The sequence below is a fragment of the Bartonella sp. EBT8 genome (assembly GCF_055796165.1).
This window is the reverse complement of record NZ_JBTTDJ010000004.1, coordinates 96,295-113,443: the sequence shown is the minus strand read 5'-3', so window position 1 is coordinate 113,443 and position 17,149 is coordinate 96,295. Positions and strand designations below refer to the sequence as shown.

Genomic DNA, 17,149 nt, shown 5'->3' with positions numbered 1-17,149 from the left:
TACCTTAATTTTAGACCTCTGATCCCATTTTATAAAGTGCTTAGGTCACCATGATAAATGAAAATGAGAGATTTAGGGGATTTTCTTCACAGATTGAAAAACAAGTGCGCGCACTTGTTTTGATGCCGATTTTTCAAAAAAATAGTGAGAGTGATTCAAAAGGTGGATCATTATCCTCTCGAGTTGAAGAGGCATTGGGGTTAGTCCGTGCTATTAGGTTAAAAGTTATTCATTATGAAACACTTCCTCTCTTTACGCTCCGTCCTGCAACGTTGTTTGGAAAGGGTAAAGTAGATGCGCTTGCCCATTACATAGGTGAAGAGAATATTGAGCTTACAATTGTAGATCATTTTTTAACACCAGTGCAGCAGCGTAATTTAGAGAAATTATGGAATTGCAAAGTTATTGATAGAACGGCTTTGATTCTTGAAATTTTTGGGGATCGTGCGCGAACAAAAGAAGGGGTTTTGCAAGTCGAATTGGCGCATTTATCTTATCAAAAAAGCAGGCTTGTGCGGAGTTGGACACACTTGGAAAGACAACGTGGTGGAGGTGGTTTTCTAGGTGGTCCTGGTGAAACTCAAATTGAAGCGGATAGGCGTCTTTTGCAAGAAAAAATTATTCGTATCCGACGCGAATTGGAGACAGTGATTAAAACACGTACTCTTCATAGAGCAAAAAGAAAAAAAACGTCCCATCCTGTTGTTGCTTTAGTAGGATATACCAATACAGGAAAATCAACTCTTTTTAACCGTTTAAGCGGTGCAAATGTATTAGCAAAGGATATGTTGTTTGCAACACTTGATCCAACTTTACGCAAAGTTGTTCTTCCCCACGGAAAAACTATTCTTTTATCTGATACTGTAGGTTTTATTTCTAACTTACCAACGCACTTGATTGCAGCTTTTCGAGCAACTCTTGAAGAAGTGGTTGAGGCTGATCTCATTCTTCATGTAAGGGATATATCAGATATTGATCATCGTGTGCATGCTCAAGATGTTTTGGAAGTGCTTTCGAGTCTTGGTATCGATATTGATGAGAGAGAGCATATCTTAGAAGTTTGGAATAAGGTTGATTTGTTGGATGAGCACGCATTAAATGTTTTGCAAACAAGCGCGAAAACACGATTAAATCCTGCAGTAATGGTATCAGGGCTCATGAGTAATGGACTTGATCAATTGTTAACGACAATTGAAAAGCGAATTTTTGGAGAACTGCAAAATGTTGAATGTCTTTTACGACCTCATGAAATGTCACTTATTAATTGGTTTTATGCAAACTCTGGTGAAATAGTACAGGAAGGGCATGAGGATGGTTCAGTTACCATTAGAGCAGTCCTTACCTCTGAAGCGAAAAAGCAGCTAGATTATATCAAGCAAAGTATGAATTAAATTTTTTCGAGATATTTCTCTCTCTTTTTTATTAATTTTTATATTTTTCTTCTCTCAAAATAATATGACTTCAAGTTAAGAGGATAGTTACTACTTTCTCTTAATAAAAAAATAATGAAGTTTTTTATTGGTTGAAATAAAAATGAGTCTTAAGTGTAAGAAAAGACTGTTTATACACACGGTCCTGCGAAATTTTTTATTCGTTTTTCTGTTAGCAGGGTTGTGTGCATTTTTAATTTGGTTGTATTACTTTACTCAACCACGGATATATCGAGCAACTTTGACTTTTTCGTTATCTGATTCTGTCGGAAAGCCATTGCCAACTGAGAAACAAAACAATATCCTTGCATTCCTATTTTCAAAGCCCATGTTTTTAGGCGAGTCAAGTTTACAGAATTTTTCTTTAGATTCTTCTCAGAAGCAAGATTTTCATGAAAATATTCGTTTGTTTCGTAAAGGAGATTTTATTGATCTTACTTTTGAAGCAGGAACGGCTGAAGCTGCTCAATATGGGGTGGAAACTTGGTTTTCTGCGCTTTCACAAGCAATCATAGAACAGAAAAAAAAGTTGTTATTGACACAGATGCAGGCTAATCAACAATATGGTAGCGTTGAGATACCTACTATAGTGCAAGAATTTCGTTCATCTGTTGATTCTTTTATTTATCACAATGTAAAACAAACAGAGCTTCATGATCTTTCTGTGCAATTAACACAAGCAACTTTAAAGCGTATTCATTTAACGAGTTTAAATTCAACTATTAATATGATGCGTGAAAATGGACAATCTTTGTTATCTTTATCATTTATTGCAGGGAATTCAGTGGTTTCTGCATTAGAATCTAAGCGTGATCTTTTGGAAACACAAAGAGCGCATATGGTTGCACAATTAGGTTGGACACATCCTCAAATTAAAGCAATGACTGCAGAATTAGAGGTGATTTCTCATCAATTAGAGAATAAAATTTTACAGATCATTCATCAAGTTCATTCAGATGAGGTTATTGCAACGGAATTTGAAAAACAGCTCAAAAAAAGGATTAGCTTTTTTGTAAAAGATCAGTCCGATTCTTTGAATCAAATGTTTCATGAATTTGAAAATAAAATAACAGCAGTCGTAGATGCACAAAATAAAGAGATGAGCAGAGTTTCTCCTTTGTTGGAAAACACAAAGATTCACGTGATTGCGCCAATAAGGTTAGTTCCCATTTCTTTTATGGAACTTTATGGAAAAAGTGTTATTATCGGTCTGTTTGCGAGCTTAGTCACTTTGTTGGGAGGGATATTGCTTTTTTATCGATGCTTTGAAGTAAAAAAAGATCAATCAGAAAAAAATGAGCTAAAAAGCAATGAAAATACTTTTGTATCTAAGAAAATAAAAGACTTTGAATCTTTCATTACCATAGAGGAGTTAACCGATTTTTTGAAGTGTTGTACTTCAACGGTTATTTCAATCATTGGAACAGAAGCGGCACGAACGGCAGCAAAACTCTCTCTCCATCTTATAAAAGAACATAAAACAATCCTGCTGGTTGATCTTTCTGGTCAACAAATAGAGAAAGTTATTGGTCCTCATCGCGGAATGAGTGATGTTTTGACGGGGAATGCCCAGTTGCATGATGTTGTTTATCGCGATTATGATACGGGAGTTGATATTCTTCCTCAAGGGTTAACAAGTTCTGTTCGTGCACAGAATTTTTCAAATGAAATTCCTCATATCTTACAGGAATTTAAAAAGGAGTACGATTTTATCATCTTAGAAATGGCGAGTGAGCCAAAATATGGATTTGAGCAATTTGCAGAACTCACAGACTATTATATTTGTAGTCTTGCTCTTAACGAACAGGATTGGATGACACAAATGGTAAGCCAGTTTCCGAAAGCTGTTTACCGTGTGATTGCATCGTAAACGTCGTAGACTATTTACATTTTGTAATGCTACACTTGCCTTCTCATAAAGTTGTAGTACATATTAAAATAGCTAAGATTTATAAGTTTAAATTTTAAAATGAATTGGTGGATGGAGAGAGACGTGGGGCAATCGGAAATGACAGTACAAAGATTTGATGATAGCGCTTTAATATCATTACAAAAGAAAAATCGAAAACAAATTCAGCTGTGGCTTTACTCCATTTTATTACTTTGTTTAGCGATTGTTTTAGTGGGGGGAGCTACGCGCTTGACGGGATCAGGATTGTCTATAACAGAATGGAAGCCAATACACGGTGTCATTCCACCGATTGGTGTAGATCAATGGCAAGAAGAATTTTCAAAATATCAACAAATAGCGCAATATAAGCTCCTTAATCGTGATATGACATTAAGTGCGTTTAAGGTTATTTTCTGGTGGGAATGGGCACATCGTATTCTGGGACGTCTTGTTGGTCTTGTGGCTTTATTCGGTCTCTTTTGGTTTTGGATGACAAAACGTATTGAAAAAAATATTTTGTTTCAACTTGCCGTTGTGCCAATTCTTATTGCCCTTCAAGGGTTTATTGGTTGGTGGATGGTAGCTTCGGGCATTGGTGAGAGTAATTTGACAAGTGTAAGCCAGTATCGTTTGGCATTTCATCTTATAACAGCATGTTTTGTTATTATTTTTGTTACTTATTTAGCGCGAGGACTGGCAGAATATTCAGAAAAACCAGCAAATCAAAAGGTTCAATATTTTTCTGGTTGGCTCGTCATTCTTATCTTGATTGAGATTTATTTGGGTGCTTTGGTTGCAGGGCTTCATGCAGGGAAAGTTTATAATACATGGCCACTTATGGATGGTCAGATCATTCCTGATGGATTATTCCAGCATAATCCTGTTTGGCTCAATTTATTTGAAAATCCTTTGACTGTTCAATTTATTCACCGCTTTTTTGCTTATTTTTTATTTTCTGTAGCGATTATTCATGCTTTATATGTGCAGACGAATGTTCCACACTCAACCCATTCTCGTCGTGCATTTTTTCTCTGCATTATGATAGCCATTCAAGCAATCTTGGGTGTTCTCACATTGTTACATGAAGTGCCTATAAGTTTGGGTCTTGTGCACCAAAGTGTTGCTTTAGTCGTATTGTGTTTTTCAGTTGCACATTGGCGTGCAACAAAAGGGGCTTATCGTGTTGTTGAATAAAAATCTTTCTCCAGAGAAGTTTAATGCTCTGCAAGCATTAAGTCGAGATTTTGAATTGCAGCAGCGGCAGCACCTTTTCCTAAATTATCAAATATGGCACAGAGGTTGAAAATTCCTTCGTGCTCATTGCCAAATACAAACAGTTTCATTTCACCTTTATGTGCTAAGGATTCTGGATTGAGTTTAGTGAGAGCATCAGTTTCTTCTTGGGATGCAACTGATATGATATTTTGTCCACTGTAATGATTTTCAAGAATCTCACGCAGATCAGAACAGTTTGCTGATTTTGTAAAGAGATGGCGATGGAGAGGAATATTTACAATCATTCCTTGAGGAAAATGCCCAACACTTGGTATAAAAATAGGTGTTTGGTTCAGTTGTCCATAGATTTTAATTTCTGGCACATGTTTATGTTGAAGATTGAGACCATAGATAAAATAATTTTCCCTAACCTGATTTTGTCGAGATTGGTTTTCCATTTGTGCAATGAGTTGTTTTCCGCCACCCGTATAGCCGGATATTGCGTTAATTGATATAGGATAGTAAGAATCTAGTAAACCTGCTTCACGGAGTGGACGAATTAAGCTAATTGCACCGGTAGGGTAACATCCGGGATTGGTCACGTAGTGAGCTGCTTGGATACGTTCTTTTTGTCCTGCAGTCATTTCAGGAAAACCGTAGATCCAGTTTGGCGCGACACGGTGGGCTGTGGAACTATCAATAATTCTAATTTTTTTATTGTTTTTAAGCCAGTTAACAGTTTCACGCGCGACATCATCTGGAAGACATAAAATGGCAATGTCGGCTTGATCAAGATAATCTCGCCGAAGATCAATGTTATGTCGTTCTGTATGAGCAAGAGAGAGTAACTTAAAATCCAAACGTTCCGCTAATTGTTTTTGTATTTGTAATCCGGTGGTTCCATGCTCACCATCAATAAAAACTTTTGTTGCCATTCTCTTTGCCTTGAATTATCTTCTTTTAGCATATTTCGCTTTTCATATTATCAATATTTTAAATTATTACCCATTGAAATGATAGTCATTAAATTATTGAATTTTCTAAGATTATAGATCTTTTTATTTGTAAAATTATGATGAGTAGGAGTGCGAGGAAAAAAATTCATCCCCACGGAGCTTCTTTTTTGAGCATGATTTTTTTGTTTATAGGGCAAAGAAATTAGGTAAATATTTGTACCATTTTCGGATGAGAGTGATTGAAAATATTTGGTTTGTGCGGTTTGCTGTGTTATCGTTTAATCACTTTATTTTTTAATGTTAGGAATGTGTTTTATGACTCAACAAGAAAACGACATACAAAAGCGCTTTTTTAATGATGAATTACAGACTGTTGATGGTGCAATTTTTGAGGCAATTAGAGGAGAATTTGAACGTCAGCAACATGAAATTGAGCTGATTGCTTCAGAAAATATTGTTTCAAGAGCCGTTCTTGAAGCACAGGGGTCAGTTTTAACCAATAAATATGCAGAAGGTTATCCAAGAAAGCGTTACTATGGGGGGTGTCAGTTTGTTGATGTTGTTGAAGATTTAGCAATTGAACGGGCAAAGGAGCTTTTTGGTGCTGCTTTTGCAAATGTTCAGCCTAATTCTGGTAGTCAGATGAATCAAGCTGTTTTTTTAGCTTTACTCCAGCCTGGTGATACATTTATGGGATTAGATCTAAATGCTGGTGGTCATCTCACACATGGTTCATCGGTCAATATGTCAGGAAAATGGTTTGATGTTGTTTCCTATGGTGTGCGTCAAGAAGATCAGATTCTTGATATGGAGGAAGTTGAACGACTTGCAAAAGAACGTAAGCCAAAACTTATTATAGCAGGTGGCTCGTCTTATCCTCGCCTATGGGATTGGAAAAGATTCCGTGAAATTGCAGATGAGATTGGTGCTTATTTTCTCGTTGATATGTCTCATATTGCTGGTTTGGTTGCTGGTGGTGTTCATCCTTCTCCTGTTCCGCATGCACATATTGTAACAACGACAACACATAAATCGCTGAGAGGTCCTCGTGGTGGTTTGATATTGACAAATGATGAAGTATTAGCCAGGAAAATCAATTCAGCGATTTTCCCTGGTCTTCAAGGTGGTCCTTTAATGCATGTCATTGCAGCTAAGGCTGTTGCCTTTGAGGAGGCTCTACAACCCTCTTTTAAGAGCTACAGCGCTCATGTTGTTGCCAATGCAAAAACTTTAGCAAAAACATTACAGAGTAATGGTTTTAATATTGTTTCTGGCGGTACAGACAATCATTTACTATTGGTTGATTTACGTTCCAAAAAATTGACAGGAAAACGTGCTGAGTTGGCTTTGGGACGAGCGCATATTACTTGTAATAAAAATGGTATTCCTTTTGATCCTGAAACACCATCTATAACGTCAGGAATTCGTTTAGGATCACCTGCTGCGACGACACGTGGTTTTGCAGAAAAAGAGTTTATTCAAGTTGGTGAGTTGATTTCAGAAGTTCTTGATGGTCTTAAGGAAACACAAAGTGATGAAGATAATAATGCTGTGGAAATGGCTGTTAAGAAAAAGGTGAGAGATGTAACAAATAAATTTCCTCTTTACTCTTATCTTACCACTTTTTAAGGGCACACAAGAGATGCGTTGTCCTTACTGTCAATATGAGGATACACAAGTTAGAGATTCGCGTCCTGCGGAAGAGGGGGCTGTCATTCGCCGTCGCCGTGTATGTTCTGCTTGCGGTGGTCGCTTTACAACTTTTGAACGTGTTCAGTTGCGTGAGCTTTTGGTTTCTAAAAAAAGTGGTCGATGTGAGCTCTTTGATCGTGATAAGTTAATGCGATCAGTTGATATAGCTGTACGTAAACGCAACATTAATCCAGATTATATTGAACGGGCAATTTCTGGTATTGTTCGTCAACTTGAGAGTTTAGGAGAACCAGAAATTTCTTCGAAAAAAATTGGACATCTTGTGATGGAAGCATTAAAAAGCATTGATGATATTGCCTATATTCGCTTCGCTTCTGTATATCGAGATTTTCGTAATGCGAGCGATTTTCACGATGTTATAGATGAGTTATCAAAGGGTGTGACGGATACAGAATCTCATTTTGATGAATAAAAAAATACAAGATGAACGGTTTATGGCTGCCGCTATCCGTTTAGCCGAACGTCATGTTGGTCTTACAGGTGAGAATCCTTCGGTTGGTACGTTAATTGTGCGAAACGATGATGCTGTAGGGGCATTTATTGTAGGTTATGGTGTAACAGCTATCAATGGAAGGCCTCATGCTGAGGTGCAAGCTTTGCGTATGGCTGGGACTTTAGCTCATGGTGCTACGGCTTATGTGACTTTAGAGCCTTGTTCGCATTATGGAAAAACTTCGCCCTGTGTGAATGCACTCATTAATTCAGGTATTTCACGTGTTGTCATTGCTTTGACTGATTTAGATGAGAGAGTTGATGGTCGTGGGATTGCTCTTTTACGTGCTGCGGGTATTGAAGTGGTTGAAGGCGTTCTGGCTGAAGAAGCTTTTGAAGCATTGTGTACACATTGGTGTGTAAGGAAGTTACAACGCTGTACTGTTACTTTTAAAATGGCGATTTCTGCTGATAATGGTGTGGGGAAAAAGGGGCAAGGGGGAATAAAAATTAGTGGAATGATTTCTCATACCCATACGCATATTCTACGTGCTCAAAATAATGCTATCCTCGTTGGGATTGGCACGATACTAGCGGATGATCCACAATTGAGTTGTCGTTTGCCAGGGATGGAGATGCGTTCGCCTATACGTATTATTTTGGATGCAGATTTATGTATCCCCCTTGATGCAAAAGTTGTCCAAACGGCGAACAGAATTCCTACATGGATTATTTGTGATGCAAGTTTTTCAAAGAAAAACAAAAAAAATGCACTGGAGCAATGTGGTGTCTCTGTGTATTCAGTAGAAATGAATGATGGTTGTATGCAACCTTTTGCTCTTTTACAGATGCTTTATCAACGGGGAATCAATAGTGTTTTACTTGAAGGAGGTGTAAAGACAGGGGAAAAATTTTTAAATTCTGGTTGTGTGGATCATTTGGTATGTTTTTATGCTCCCGTTATTTTGGGTAAAAACCGTATTGAAGCTCCTCATTTTGGAAATTATCTCTCGCAATTTCATAAGGTTGAAACAAGAATGTTTGGAAATGACCGTTTTTATAAATGGAGGCGTAAAACGTTATGTTCACAGGGATTATAACGGATATCGGTTGTGTTGAAGATGTTCAATCTTTGAAGAAAGGGGTGCGGTTAAATGTTTCTACACACTATGCACTGGAGAGTTTAGAAATTGGCTCATCAATTGCCTGTTCAGGAATTTGTTTGACAATTGTTGAGCGAGGATCAAACAAAACGAATACTAATTGGTTTGTTGTGGAAGCGTGGGAAGAAGCATTGCGTTTAACTAATCTAGCACAGTGGACAAAAGGAACCTATATTAACTTAGAGCGTTCTCTCCGATTAGGTGATGAACTGGGGGGACATTTGGTTTCTGGTCATGTTGATGGTTTGGCTGAGATTATTGACCAAAAAAATGAAGGAGATGCAGTTCGTTTTTTCTTAAAAGTTTCAACAAGATTTATGCCCTTTATTGTAAGCAAGGGTTCTATTGCACTCAATGGAACATCTTTAACTGTTAACAGTGTTAAGGCTTGTATTTTTGATGTTCTTATTATTCGTCATACACTTGCAATGACAACTTGGGGACAAGCTAAAATTGGAGACCAAGTCAATTTAGAAATCGATCAGTTGGCTCGTTATGCTGCAAAGTTTTCTGGTTTAATGGGTAGATGCGTAATTTGAAAGTTGATTGTCGTTCTCAAAATTTCGTACCCTATAAAGCCTAATTTTTTTGTTAATTTTTCTTATGGAATTCTGTTATGGTAAAAGAGAGACATGAAAAATTGCATCTATTGATTGTTGAAGCGCGATTTTATGATGGGATTTCTGATGCACTTCTTGCAGGTGCAGTGGATGCTTTGCAAAAAGCTGAAGCAAGTTATGATATTGTAACAGTTCCAGGGGCATTAGAGATACCGGCTGCAATCGCTTTTGCCGAGAAAAGTAAAGCACTTTACAGTGGTTATGTTGCTCTTGGCTGTGTTATCCGCGGTGAAACGTATCATTTTGAAATTGTTGCGAATGATTCTTGTCGTGCATTAATGGATTTAACTGTTCATAAGAATTTGGCTATTGGAAATGGTATTTTAACTGTTGAAAATAAAGGACAAGCATGGGCACGTGCAAAACAGGAAGAAAAAAATAAAGGTGGTTTTGCTGCTAAAGCTGCTTTATGTATGATCGCTCTAAAAAAAAGATTTGGAGATAATCATTAAAGATGGCTGATATAAAAGGAAGGCATTCTCCGCGTTCGGCCAATAAACGTGGAGCAGCAAGACTTGCTGCAGTTCAAGCGCTTTATCAAATGGATATCGTTGGTTCTGGTGTAATGGAAACAGCAGCTGAATATGAGACTTATCGTTTAGGAAAAGATATTGATGGAGATCAGTATCTTGATGCTGATTTTCAATGGTTTTTAGCTATTATAACTGGTGTTGTAAAAGATCAAAAACAGTTAGATCCTATGCTTCATCAACAGCTTTCTGCAGAGTGGTCACTTTCACGGCTTGATTCCATCCTACGAGCAATTTTGCGAGCAGGTTTATGGGAGTTGATTAATCGTGAAGATGTTCCTATTGCGGTTGTTATGAGTGAATATGTTGATATAGCAAAGGCATTTTTTGAAGGTGATGAGCCAAAGCTTGTTAATGCGGTTCTTGATAATATGGCGAAAAAAATTCGCTCCTAAAAGAAGTGCTGTAAGCCCAATGTTATCAGGATTGGTAATTCCCAGTCCTGATATTATGAGAATTGTTTGTAGGCTTTTATAAGCTAGTTATGCGTTGGCAAATTCGCAGGGCCTTTAATAATCTGAATCAAGAAAGGCTGTTCTTTTGTAGCAGTTGGAGTTGTTTGTGCGATAAAATCGAATATTTGTCCGTTTTGTAGACCATAATTAGCTATTTTAGCAACCTGATTATTTTTATTGAAATAAATAGCTAAAACTTTACGATCAATAATTTTCGTTTTCATAAATTGCATCGCACGATAGCGTGTTTGAGAGATATAATAGAAAACCTCATTATCATATTTTGTTTTTAGAGAAGGGGTTCCTAAACTTAAAATCACTTGCTCTTGACTTGATCCAACAGAGACAGAACTGAGAGCATTTTTATCGAGAATGTAACCCTCTTGATATACCTGACTTGAACCTGAAGAATCAAGAACACTACACCCAGAAACCGCTACTATGTTTGCTATTGAAAGACCAATGAATAATTTACGCTTGATTAAATCCGCTATGTGGGGCATTTGAAACAATGATATCTCCTATACTTAGATATACAAAAAAGGCAACCTCAAGTTTTTCCTCATTTTAGCTTAATCTGCCATAGCTTACATTGAGCTTCCCTGTTATAAAGTAAGTTATGCCATACGGAACTTCTTTAGAAAAGAAAAAAATGAATGAAATGTACTTTGGCTAAATAAAATTGCAGTATATTCCACCTTACATTCGGGAGTCTTTAATGAATGTGCAAAATATTTCTCAAATGACATTTGCTTTGACTTATCCAATATCAGTACGTTCTCTCCCTTCTAAGGGGATAAAGGTTGATATTTGTGCAAATCAGCAAGAATGCGCTCATTTAGCTGAGAATCACGATTTGGTTGAAGTAAAGTTTTGTGAAGGAAAATTTCATATTTTTCCGTGGAAAAAGCGTGGAATACGCATAAAAGGTCTATTGCGGGCGCATATAATACAGTTATGTGTTGTCACACTAGAGCCATTAGAAAATTTTCTTCGTGAAAATATTGAGGTTGTTTTTCTTCCTGAAGATTCAAATTTGATGAAGCCAAAAATATCGGATGATACAAGAGAATTGTTTTTAGATGCCGAGGGGCTGGATACGCCAGAAATATTTTATGGCGATAAAGTTGATATTGGTGCTGTTATGGAAGAATTTTTTGAGTTGTCCATTAATCATTATCCGCGCAAAGAGGGGGTAGAGATGCGTATGATTGAAAATTTAGAAAAAGTTGAACAAAAGGTATCACCATTTTCTGTTTTGAAAAGTTGGAAGTGATTATAAAAACATAAAATTATCTATTGTATAGCATTATAAAAACAGTATTTTTTGCAAAGCTTTTTTGCACGATGTGTTTTGTGGTCGTTCGATAGTGAAAATCGTAATGTGCGTTTAAAAACGCAAATAATAAAGATGTAGGATATGCAAGCGTGATTAGAATTTCTGTGGATGTAATGGGCGGTGATTATGGTCCAGAAGCAACTATTGCAGGAGCAGCAATTGTACAAAAAAATTTGTCAAATATTTATTTTCTATTTTATGGGGTAGAGGAGGCTGTTATACCGGTTTTAAAAAAATACCCTTGTTTAGCTTCTGTGTCGCGTTTCTATCCTACAGAAAGTTATACACGCATGGATGAAAAGCCAAGCCAAGCACTCCGCAATGGGCGTGGTAAATCATCAATGTGGTATGCAATTGAAGCGGTAAAAAATGGTGATGCTGATGCGTGTATTTCTGCGGGCAATACAGGTGCACTCATGGCAATGTCTTATTTTTGTTTAAAAATGATGGCAGAGGCTGAACGTCCTGGAATCGCAGGTATTTGGCCAACACTTCGCAGTGAGAGTATTGTTTTAGATATTGGAGCAACGATTGGTGCCTCTGCTAGTCAGTTGGTTGATTTGGCCGTTATGGGGGCGGGAATGTTTCGTGCTCTCTATCATACTGAAAAGCCAAGTGTTGGGCTTTTAAATGTGGGTGTTGAAGAGGTTAAAGGCCTTTATGAAATTAAAAAGGCTGCAATGATATTGCGTGAAGTGCAATTAGAAGGATTAGAGTATAAAGGATTTGTTGAAGGGAATGACATTGGTAAAGGCACGGTAGATGTCGTTGTAACAGAAGGGTTTTCTGGTAATATTGCTTTAAAAACCGCTGAAGGGACTGCGCGGCAAATAGCCGAAATCCTGAATTCAGCTATGCGCAGCTCTTTTTTTACGTCCCTCGGTTATTTTTTATCGCGAAGTGCTTTTCGTACATTAAAGAATAAAATGGATCCTGATAGGGTCAATGGCGGGGTGTTGTTGGGATTAAATGGTGTTGTAATCAAAAGCCATGGGAGTGCGAATGCCAAGGGTTTTGCTTCTGCTATTCGCGTTGGTTATGAGATGGTTCATAATGGGCTTTTGAAAAAAATAACTGCTGATTTGCGACGGTTTCATGAAAATAAAGAAACACTTTCTGATCAAGAAAGTGAAACAATGATAAATGAGAAGAGATTATGATAAGCTTTTGTAGTATAAGTAAAAAATATATAAAAAAAGGTAAGGGCGAATGATTCGATCTGTTGTGCGTGGTGTAGGAAGTGCCTTGCCAAAAAAAAGCTTATCGAATGATGAGATTGCAAAGTTTATTGAAACATCAGATTCATGGATTGTGCAACGTACAGGTATACACCGACGCTATATTGCCAATGAAAATGAAACAACTGTTTCTTTAGGAGTTGAAGCTGCGCAAGCAGCGCTTATAAATGCTGGACTCACAATAAGAGATATTGATTGTATTATCCTCGCAACTTCTACACCAAATCATACCTTTCCAGCTTCTGCTGTTGAAATTCAGCATGCTTTAGGCATGAGCCATGGATTTGCTTTTGATGTTCAGGCTGTTTGCTCTGGTTTTATTTTTGCCTTAGTAACGGGGGATGCTTATTTACGCAGCGGGACAGCTAAAAGAATTTTGGTTATTGGATCTGATACCTTTTCTCGCATTTTAGATTGGAAAGATCGTACTACATGTGTTTTATTTGGTGATGGTGCAGGTGCTGCTATTTTGGAAGCACAAGAAAGTGATATCGCTCTTGAGTGTGGAGTTTTGGCTACAAAATTGCGCTCTAATGGTGCATATATGGATAAGCTATATGTTGATGGTGGTCCTTCGACAACGCAAACAACGGGCTATTTACGTATGGAAGGACGAGAAGTTTTTAAATATGCTGTTGGTATGATAACTGATGTGGTGGATGATTGTTTTGCAATGGCTGGTATAGATTCTTCACGATTAGATTGGTTTGTGCCTCATCAGGCTAATAAACGTATTATTGAAGCTTCAGCTAAAAAATTGGGAATTTCTATAGATAAAGTTGTGATTACTGTTGATCAGCACGGTAATACATCTGCCGCATCAGTGCCATTGGCATTAACAATGGCTGTTCAAGATGGGAAAATTAAAAAAGGAGATCTCATTATGTTAGAAGCTATGGGAGGCGGATTTACGTGGGGAGCAATTCTTATTCGTTGGTAAATTATAGTCGCTTGACCATATTTGAATAAAACGTATAAGTCATTTTGTAATTTTTATTTTTTTAATAGGTGGTTATAATGACAAGTAAGACGGTAACGCGTGCAGATTTAGCGAGCGTAGTTTGTAGAAGGGTAGGCTTGTCACACACTGAATCAGCAGCATTGGTTGAGTTGGTTTTGGATGAAATTTGTAATTCACTTGTAAAAGGTGAGGTGGTTAAACTCTCTTCTTTTGCAACTTTTCAAGTTCGTAGTAAAAATGAACGCGTTGGACGCAATCCGAAGACCGGTATTGAAGCGCCTATCCCGCCAAGACGTGTCGTGACATTTAAGGCTGCAAATGTACTTAAAAAGAGAGTTTTAGATTCGCATCGTGTAAGACAAAAAAATAATATTATATAAATAAATGCTATTACAATATTTGGTATTTGTTAAAAAAGTTGTGTAGATTGGGTTTTGCATTTTTTTTAATAAAAGGCTTTTTACTTTAAAGTATGGCCTTATTTTTGGCTAATCTTGTTGAGAAATTAAAATTAATGAGTCGTTGTTGAATCATTCGTAGTATTTTAGATAAGGTATTGCAAAATGGATAAGAGCTCGGATGCTTTTCGCACAATTAGCGAAGTAGCCGATTTATTGGAGCTTCCGCAGCATGTCTTGCGATTCTGGGAAACGCGTTTTAGGCAGATAAAGCCAATGAAACGTGGTGGAGGGAGACGCTATTATCGTCCAACAGATATTGATTTGCTTAATGGTATTAAGCAGTTATTGTACGATCAAGGTTATACAATAAAAGGTGTACAGCGCCTTTTGAAGGAGAATGGTGTTGCTTTTGTTACTGCATTTGGCAATGGTGATTTAGATACTATGGACGTCGTGATAGAGAAGAAACATGCAGGACAATCTTTTGAAACTTCTAGTAATAAACCTAAAAAGTCTTCTTTTGGGCTTTTAAGTTTCATGAGGAATGAGGGAGAAGCATCGGTTGGTTCTGTTAATGCTCGTAAAGATAAAACCGATAAAGCATTATTGCAGGAAATACTGTTTGAGTTAATTGAATGTAAACGGGTACTTGATAGAGTACGATAACATTGATTCTTTTTGCTTTATAGTTGCTTTTATTTTTTAGTATGTTTTTAGATATTTATTAAACGGCGCAAATCTGGCGGTGTCGCTTCATCCGTGAGCTGTTTAACTGCTTCTTCTATAGACAAGGGAATTTGTTCTGTGCTTCCCAAGCGGCGCATGTTTACGCTATTTGTCTCAGATTCACGTTTGCCACATACCAAAATTATGGGAACTTTTTGTAAAGAATGTTCACGTATTTTATAGTTAATTTTTTCATTACGGAGATCTAATGTCGCTGAAAGTCCAACAGCTTTAAGTTTTGCTGTTATTTTTTTTGCATATTCATTTGCTTCAGATGTAATTGTTGCTACAACGATTTGCTCAGGAGCAAGCCAAAGCGGCATATGCCCAGCAAAATTTTCGATTAATATACCAAGGAAACGCTCCATTGAACCAAAAATGGCTCGGTGAATCATAACTGGTTGACGTTTTTCTGAATCCTTATCAATATAAAATGCACCAAAACGTTCCGGAAGATTAAAGTCTATTTGTGTTGTTCCGCATTGCCATTCACGACCAATAGCATCTTTTAATGTGTATTCAAATTTTGGACCATAAAATGCACCTTCACCTGGGAGGATACTTGTTTTAATCTGTCCTGAAAATTTTGTTTCAATGGTTTTAAGAACGGATTTCATAATGTTTTCCGCATGATCCCATAATGCGTCAGATCCAACACGTTTTTTGGGACGTGTTGAAAGCTTAAGACTGATTTCTTTAAAACCAAAGTCAGCATAAGTTGATAAAATTAAATCATTAATATTGAGGCATTCATCTTCTAACTGCTCATCTGTACAGAAAATGTGTGCATCATCTTGCGTGAAGCTGCGTACACGCATAAGACCATGGAGAGAGCCTGAAGGTTCATATCGATGGACAAGGCCGAATTCAGCAAGTCTTATAGGCAAATCGCGGTAAGATTTTAAACCATGTTTAAAAATTTGCACGTGTCCAGGACAATTCATCGGTTTAAGAGCATAAACAGTTTCATTATCCCAATCCTCAGCTGCTGGAATTGCTTTGAACATATTCTCTTGATACCATCCCCAATGACCAGAGATTTCCCAAAGTGATCTATCGAGAACTTGCGGTGCATTAACTTCGGCATAGTGATGATCATCAAGACGTCTACGCATATAGTTGATCAAATTTTGGAACATTTTCCAGCCTTTTTTATGCCAAAAAATCATTCCTGGTCCTTCTTCTTGGAAATGAAATAAATCCATTTCACGTCCCAAGCGACGATGATCACGTTTTTCAGCTTCTTCTAACATGGTTAGGTAGGCTTTTAGATCATTTTCATTGGCAAATGCTGTACCATAAATCCTTGTGAGCATTGGATTATTGGAATCACCACGCCAATAAGCTCCTGCGACTTTCATTAGTTTGAAGGCGTTTCCAATTTGTCCAGTAGATTGCATGTGTGGTCCACGGCAAAGATCAAACCAATCACCTTGATAATAAATTTTTAAATCTTGATTTTCTGGGATGCTATCAATAAGCTCTACCTTATAAAGTTCGCCTTTTTTAGAAAAAATCTCTCTCGCTTTTTCTCGAGACCAAATTTCTTTTTTAAAAGATTTATTGCGTTGAATAATTTCACGCATTCTTTTTTCAATAATGGCGAGATCATCCAATGTAAAAGGTTGTTGGCGTGCAAAATCGTAATAGAAACCATTTTCAATGACAGGGCCAATAGTCACTTGTGTTTCAGGAAAGAGTTCTTGTACTGCTTCAGCTAGCACATGTGCACAATCATGACGTATGAGCTCGAGCGCGCGTGGATCTTCTCGGGTAATAATCTCTATTTGACCAGATTGCTCTAATGGATCTGATAGATCTCGAGTTTCTCCGTTAAGGTTATAGGCGACTGCTTTTTTTGCAAGTGATTTAGAAATAGATGCGGCTAATTCTAAGCCAGTTATTTTTTTAGGATAATCATGTTTTGAACCATCAGGAAAAGAAAGAGAAACAGAGCAAGACATAAAATACCCCTTTAATCCAATTCCGCTAACGATTGCGGATGGTTTCGTGAAAACTGAGTTATCTTTAATTTAAAGCTTACAGACTGTTTTTTATCAATAGGCATGAAAAAAGAAA

The 17,149-nt window shown here is 37.2% G+C and carries 17 protein-coding genes; 14 read left to right on the top strand and 3 right to left on the bottom strand.

The features are described from left to right. The first annotated feature begins 50 nt into the window (after positions 1-50). From hflX to AC0QT4_RS04365, 3 genes are all read left to right on the top strand, one after another. Positions 51-1,391, top strand: a complete 1,341-nt coding sequence (hflX, locus tag AC0QT4_RS04375) for a GTPase HflX (RefSeq protein ID WP_473200503.1) — start codon at positions 51-53, stop codon at positions 1,389-1,391. A 142-nt stretch (positions 1,392-1,533) separates the two neighbouring features. Next, the gene (locus AC0QT4_RS04370; RefSeq protein WP_473200502.1) at positions 1,534-3,300 is read left to right on the top strand and encodes a GumC domain-containing protein; all 1,767 of its coding nucleotides are present in this window, start codon (positions 1,534-1,536) and stop codon (positions 3,298-3,300) included. 123 nt (positions 3,301-3,423) lie between these two features. After that, positions 3,424-4,515 (top strand): COX15/CtaA family protein, encoded by a 1,092-nt coding sequence (locus tag AC0QT4_RS04365; RefSeq protein ID WP_473200501.1) that lies wholly within the window; start codon positions 3,424-3,426, stop codon positions 4,513-4,515. A gap of 20 nt (positions 4,516-4,535) precedes the next feature. Here AC0QT4_RS04365 and argC read toward each other — a convergent pair whose 3' ends face one another. Beyond that, positions 4,536-5,471: an N-acetyl-gamma-glutamyl-phosphate reductase gene (argC, locus tag AC0QT4_RS04360; protein WP_473200500.1), complete on the bottom strand. Its 936-nt coding sequence runs from the start codon at positions 5,469-5,471 to the stop codon at positions 4,536-4,538. A gap of 336 nt (positions 5,472-5,807) precedes the next feature. Here argC and glyA point away from each other — a divergent pair, with 336 nt between their 5' ends. From glyA to nusB, 6 genes are all read left to right on the top strand, one after another. Next, positions 5,808-7,121: a serine hydroxymethyltransferase gene (gene glyA / locus AC0QT4_RS04355; protein ID WP_473200499.1), complete on the top strand. Its 1,314-nt coding sequence runs from the start codon at positions 5,808-5,810 to the stop codon at positions 7,119-7,121. A 13-nt stretch (positions 7,122-7,134) separates the two neighbouring features. Beyond that, a complete protein-coding gene (nrdR, locus tag AC0QT4_RS04350) occupies positions 7,135-7,617 on the top strand; it encodes a transcriptional regulator NrdR (RefSeq protein WP_473200498.1) in 483 nt (160 codons plus the stop codon). After that, positions 7,610-8,737 carry a bifunctional diaminohydroxyphosphoribosylaminopyrimidine deaminase/5-amino-6-(5-phosphoribosylamino)uracil reductase RibD gene (ribD, locus tag AC0QT4_RS04345; RefSeq protein WP_473200497.1) on the top strand — a complete coding sequence of 376 codons (1,128 nt, stop codon included), beginning with the start codon at positions 7,610-7,612 and terminating at the stop codon, positions 8,735-8,737. The genes nrdR and ribD overlap by 8 nt, the downstream gene beginning before the upstream one ends. Beyond that, on the top strand, positions 8,719-9,339 hold the full coding sequence (locus tag AC0QT4_RS04340; protein WP_473200496.1) for a riboflavin synthase: 621 nt from the start codon (positions 8,719-8,721) through the stop codon (positions 9,337-9,339). The genes ribD and AC0QT4_RS04340 overlap by 19 nt, the downstream gene beginning before the upstream one ends. Before the next feature lie 77 nt (positions 9,340-9,416). After that, entirely contained in the window at positions 9,417-9,872 is a 456-nt protein-coding gene (locus AC0QT4_RS04335) for a 6,7-dimethyl-8-ribityllumazine synthase (protein ID WP_473200495.1), read from the top strand. Positions 9,873-9,874: 2 nt separating this feature from the next. After that, positions 9,875-10,345 carry a transcription antitermination factor NusB gene (gene nusB / locus AC0QT4_RS04330; protein WP_473200494.1) on the top strand — a complete coding sequence of 157 codons (471 nt, stop codon included), beginning with the start codon at positions 9,875-9,877 and terminating at the stop codon, positions 10,343-10,345. An 83-nt stretch (positions 10,346-10,428) separates the two neighbouring features. Here the strand turns inward: nusB and AC0QT4_RS04325 are convergent, their stop codons facing one another. Then, positions 10,429-10,908, bottom strand: coding sequence for an outer membrane protein assembly factor BamE (locus tag AC0QT4_RS04325; RefSeq protein WP_473200559.1), 480 nt, complete (start codon positions 10,906-10,908; stop codon positions 10,429-10,431). 215 nt (positions 10,909-11,123) lie between these two features. Between AC0QT4_RS04325 and AC0QT4_RS04320 the strand changes: the two genes are divergently transcribed. The 5 genes from AC0QT4_RS04320 to AC0QT4_RS04300 all read left to right on the top strand — a co-directional run bounded on the left by AC0QT4_RS04320 (position 11,124) and on the right by AC0QT4_RS04300 (position 15,010). Further along, a complete protein-coding gene (locus AC0QT4_RS04320) occupies positions 11,124-11,681 on the top strand; it encodes a YceD family protein (RefSeq protein ID WP_473200493.1) in 558 nt (185 codons plus the stop codon). Positions 11,682-11,833: 152 nt separating this feature from the next. Further along, positions 11,834-12,904 (top strand): phosphate acyltransferase PlsX, encoded by a 1,071-nt coding sequence (plsX, locus tag AC0QT4_RS04315; RefSeq protein ID WP_473200492.1) that lies wholly within the window; start codon positions 11,834-11,836, stop codon positions 12,902-12,904. 49 nt (positions 12,905-12,953) lie between these two features. Continuing rightward, positions 12,954-13,922 (top strand): beta-ketoacyl-ACP synthase III, encoded by a 969-nt coding sequence (locus AC0QT4_RS04310; RefSeq protein ID WP_473200491.1) that lies wholly within the window; start codon positions 12,954-12,956, stop codon positions 13,920-13,922. A gap of 77 nt (positions 13,923-13,999) precedes the next feature. Continuing rightward, the gene (locus AC0QT4_RS04305) at positions 14,000-14,323 is read left to right on the top strand and encodes an integration host factor subunit alpha (protein WP_473200490.1); all 324 of its coding nucleotides are present in this window, start codon (positions 14,000-14,002) and stop codon (positions 14,321-14,323) included. Between the two features lie 183 nt (positions 14,324-14,506). Beyond that, the gene (locus AC0QT4_RS04300) at positions 14,507-15,010 is read left to right on the top strand and encodes a MerR family transcriptional regulator (RefSeq protein ID WP_473200489.1); all 504 of its coding nucleotides are present in this window, start codon (positions 14,507-14,509) and stop codon (positions 15,008-15,010) included. Positions 15,011-15,057: 47 nt separating this feature from the next. Here the strand turns inward: AC0QT4_RS04300 and thrS are convergent, their stop codons facing one another. Next, the gene (thrS, locus tag AC0QT4_RS04295) at positions 15,058-17,034 is read right to left on the bottom strand and encodes a threonine--tRNA ligase (RefSeq protein ID WP_473200488.1); all 1,977 of its coding nucleotides are present in this window, start codon (positions 17,032-17,034) and stop codon (positions 15,058-15,060) included. Positions 17,035-17,149: the final 115 nt, after the last annotated feature.

Excerpts from the sequence above, each read along its gene's own strand:
- AC0QT4_RS04335 (WP_473200495.1), top strand. The coding sequence starts at position 9,417 with ATGGTAAAAGAGAGACATGAAAAATTGCATCTATTGATTGTTGAAGCG.
- argC (WP_473200500.1), bottom strand. The coding sequence starts at position 5,471 with ATGGCAACAAAAGTTTTTATTGATGGTGAGCATGGAACCACCGGATTA.
- hflX (WP_473200503.1), top strand. The coding sequence starts at position 51 with ATGATAAATGAAAATGAGAGATTTAGGGGATTTTCTTCACAGATTGAA.
- nusB (WP_473200494.1), top strand. The coding sequence starts at position 9,875 with ATGGCTGATATAAAAGGAAGGCATTCTCCGCGTTCGGCCAATAAACGT.
- AC0QT4_RS04310 (WP_473200491.1), top strand. The coding sequence starts at position 12,954 with ATGATTCGATCTGTTGTGCGTGGTGTAGGAAGTGCCTTGCCAAAAAAA.
- AC0QT4_RS04300 (WP_473200489.1), top strand. The coding sequence starts at position 14,507 with ATGGATAAGAGCTCGGATGCTTTTCGCACAATTAGCGAAGTAGCCGAT.
- AC0QT4_RS04340 (WP_473200496.1), top strand. The coding sequence starts at position 8,719 with ATGTTCACAGGGATTATAACGGATATCGGTTGTGTTGAAGATGTTCAA.
- ribD (WP_473200497.1), top strand. The coding sequence starts at position 7,610 with ATGAATAAAAAAATACAAGATGAACGGTTTATGGCTGCCGCTATCCGT.
- AC0QT4_RS04320 (WP_473200493.1), top strand. The coding sequence starts at position 11,124 with ATGAATGTGCAAAATATTTCTCAAATGACATTTGCTTTGACTTATCCA.
- AC0QT4_RS04305 (WP_473200490.1), top strand. The coding sequence starts at position 14,000 with ATGACAAGTAAGACGGTAACGCGTGCAGATTTAGCGAGCGTAGTTTGT.
- nrdR (WP_473200498.1), top strand. The coding sequence starts at position 7,135 with ATGCGTTGTCCTTACTGTCAATATGAGGATACACAAGTTAGAGATTCG.
- AC0QT4_RS04325 (WP_473200559.1), bottom strand. The coding sequence starts at position 10,908 with ATGCCCCACATAGCGGATTTAATCAAGCGTAAATTATTCATTGGTCTT.
- glyA (WP_473200499.1), top strand. The coding sequence starts at position 5,808 with ATGACTCAACAAGAAAACGACATACAAAAGCGCTTTTTTAATGATGAA.
- AC0QT4_RS04370 (WP_473200502.1), top strand. The coding sequence starts at position 1,534 with ATGAGTCTTAAGTGTAAGAAAAGACTGTTTATACACACGGTCCTGCGA.
- thrS (WP_473200488.1), bottom strand. The coding sequence starts at position 17,034 with ATGTCTTGCTCTGTTTCTCTTTCTTTTCCTGATGGTTCAAAACATGAT.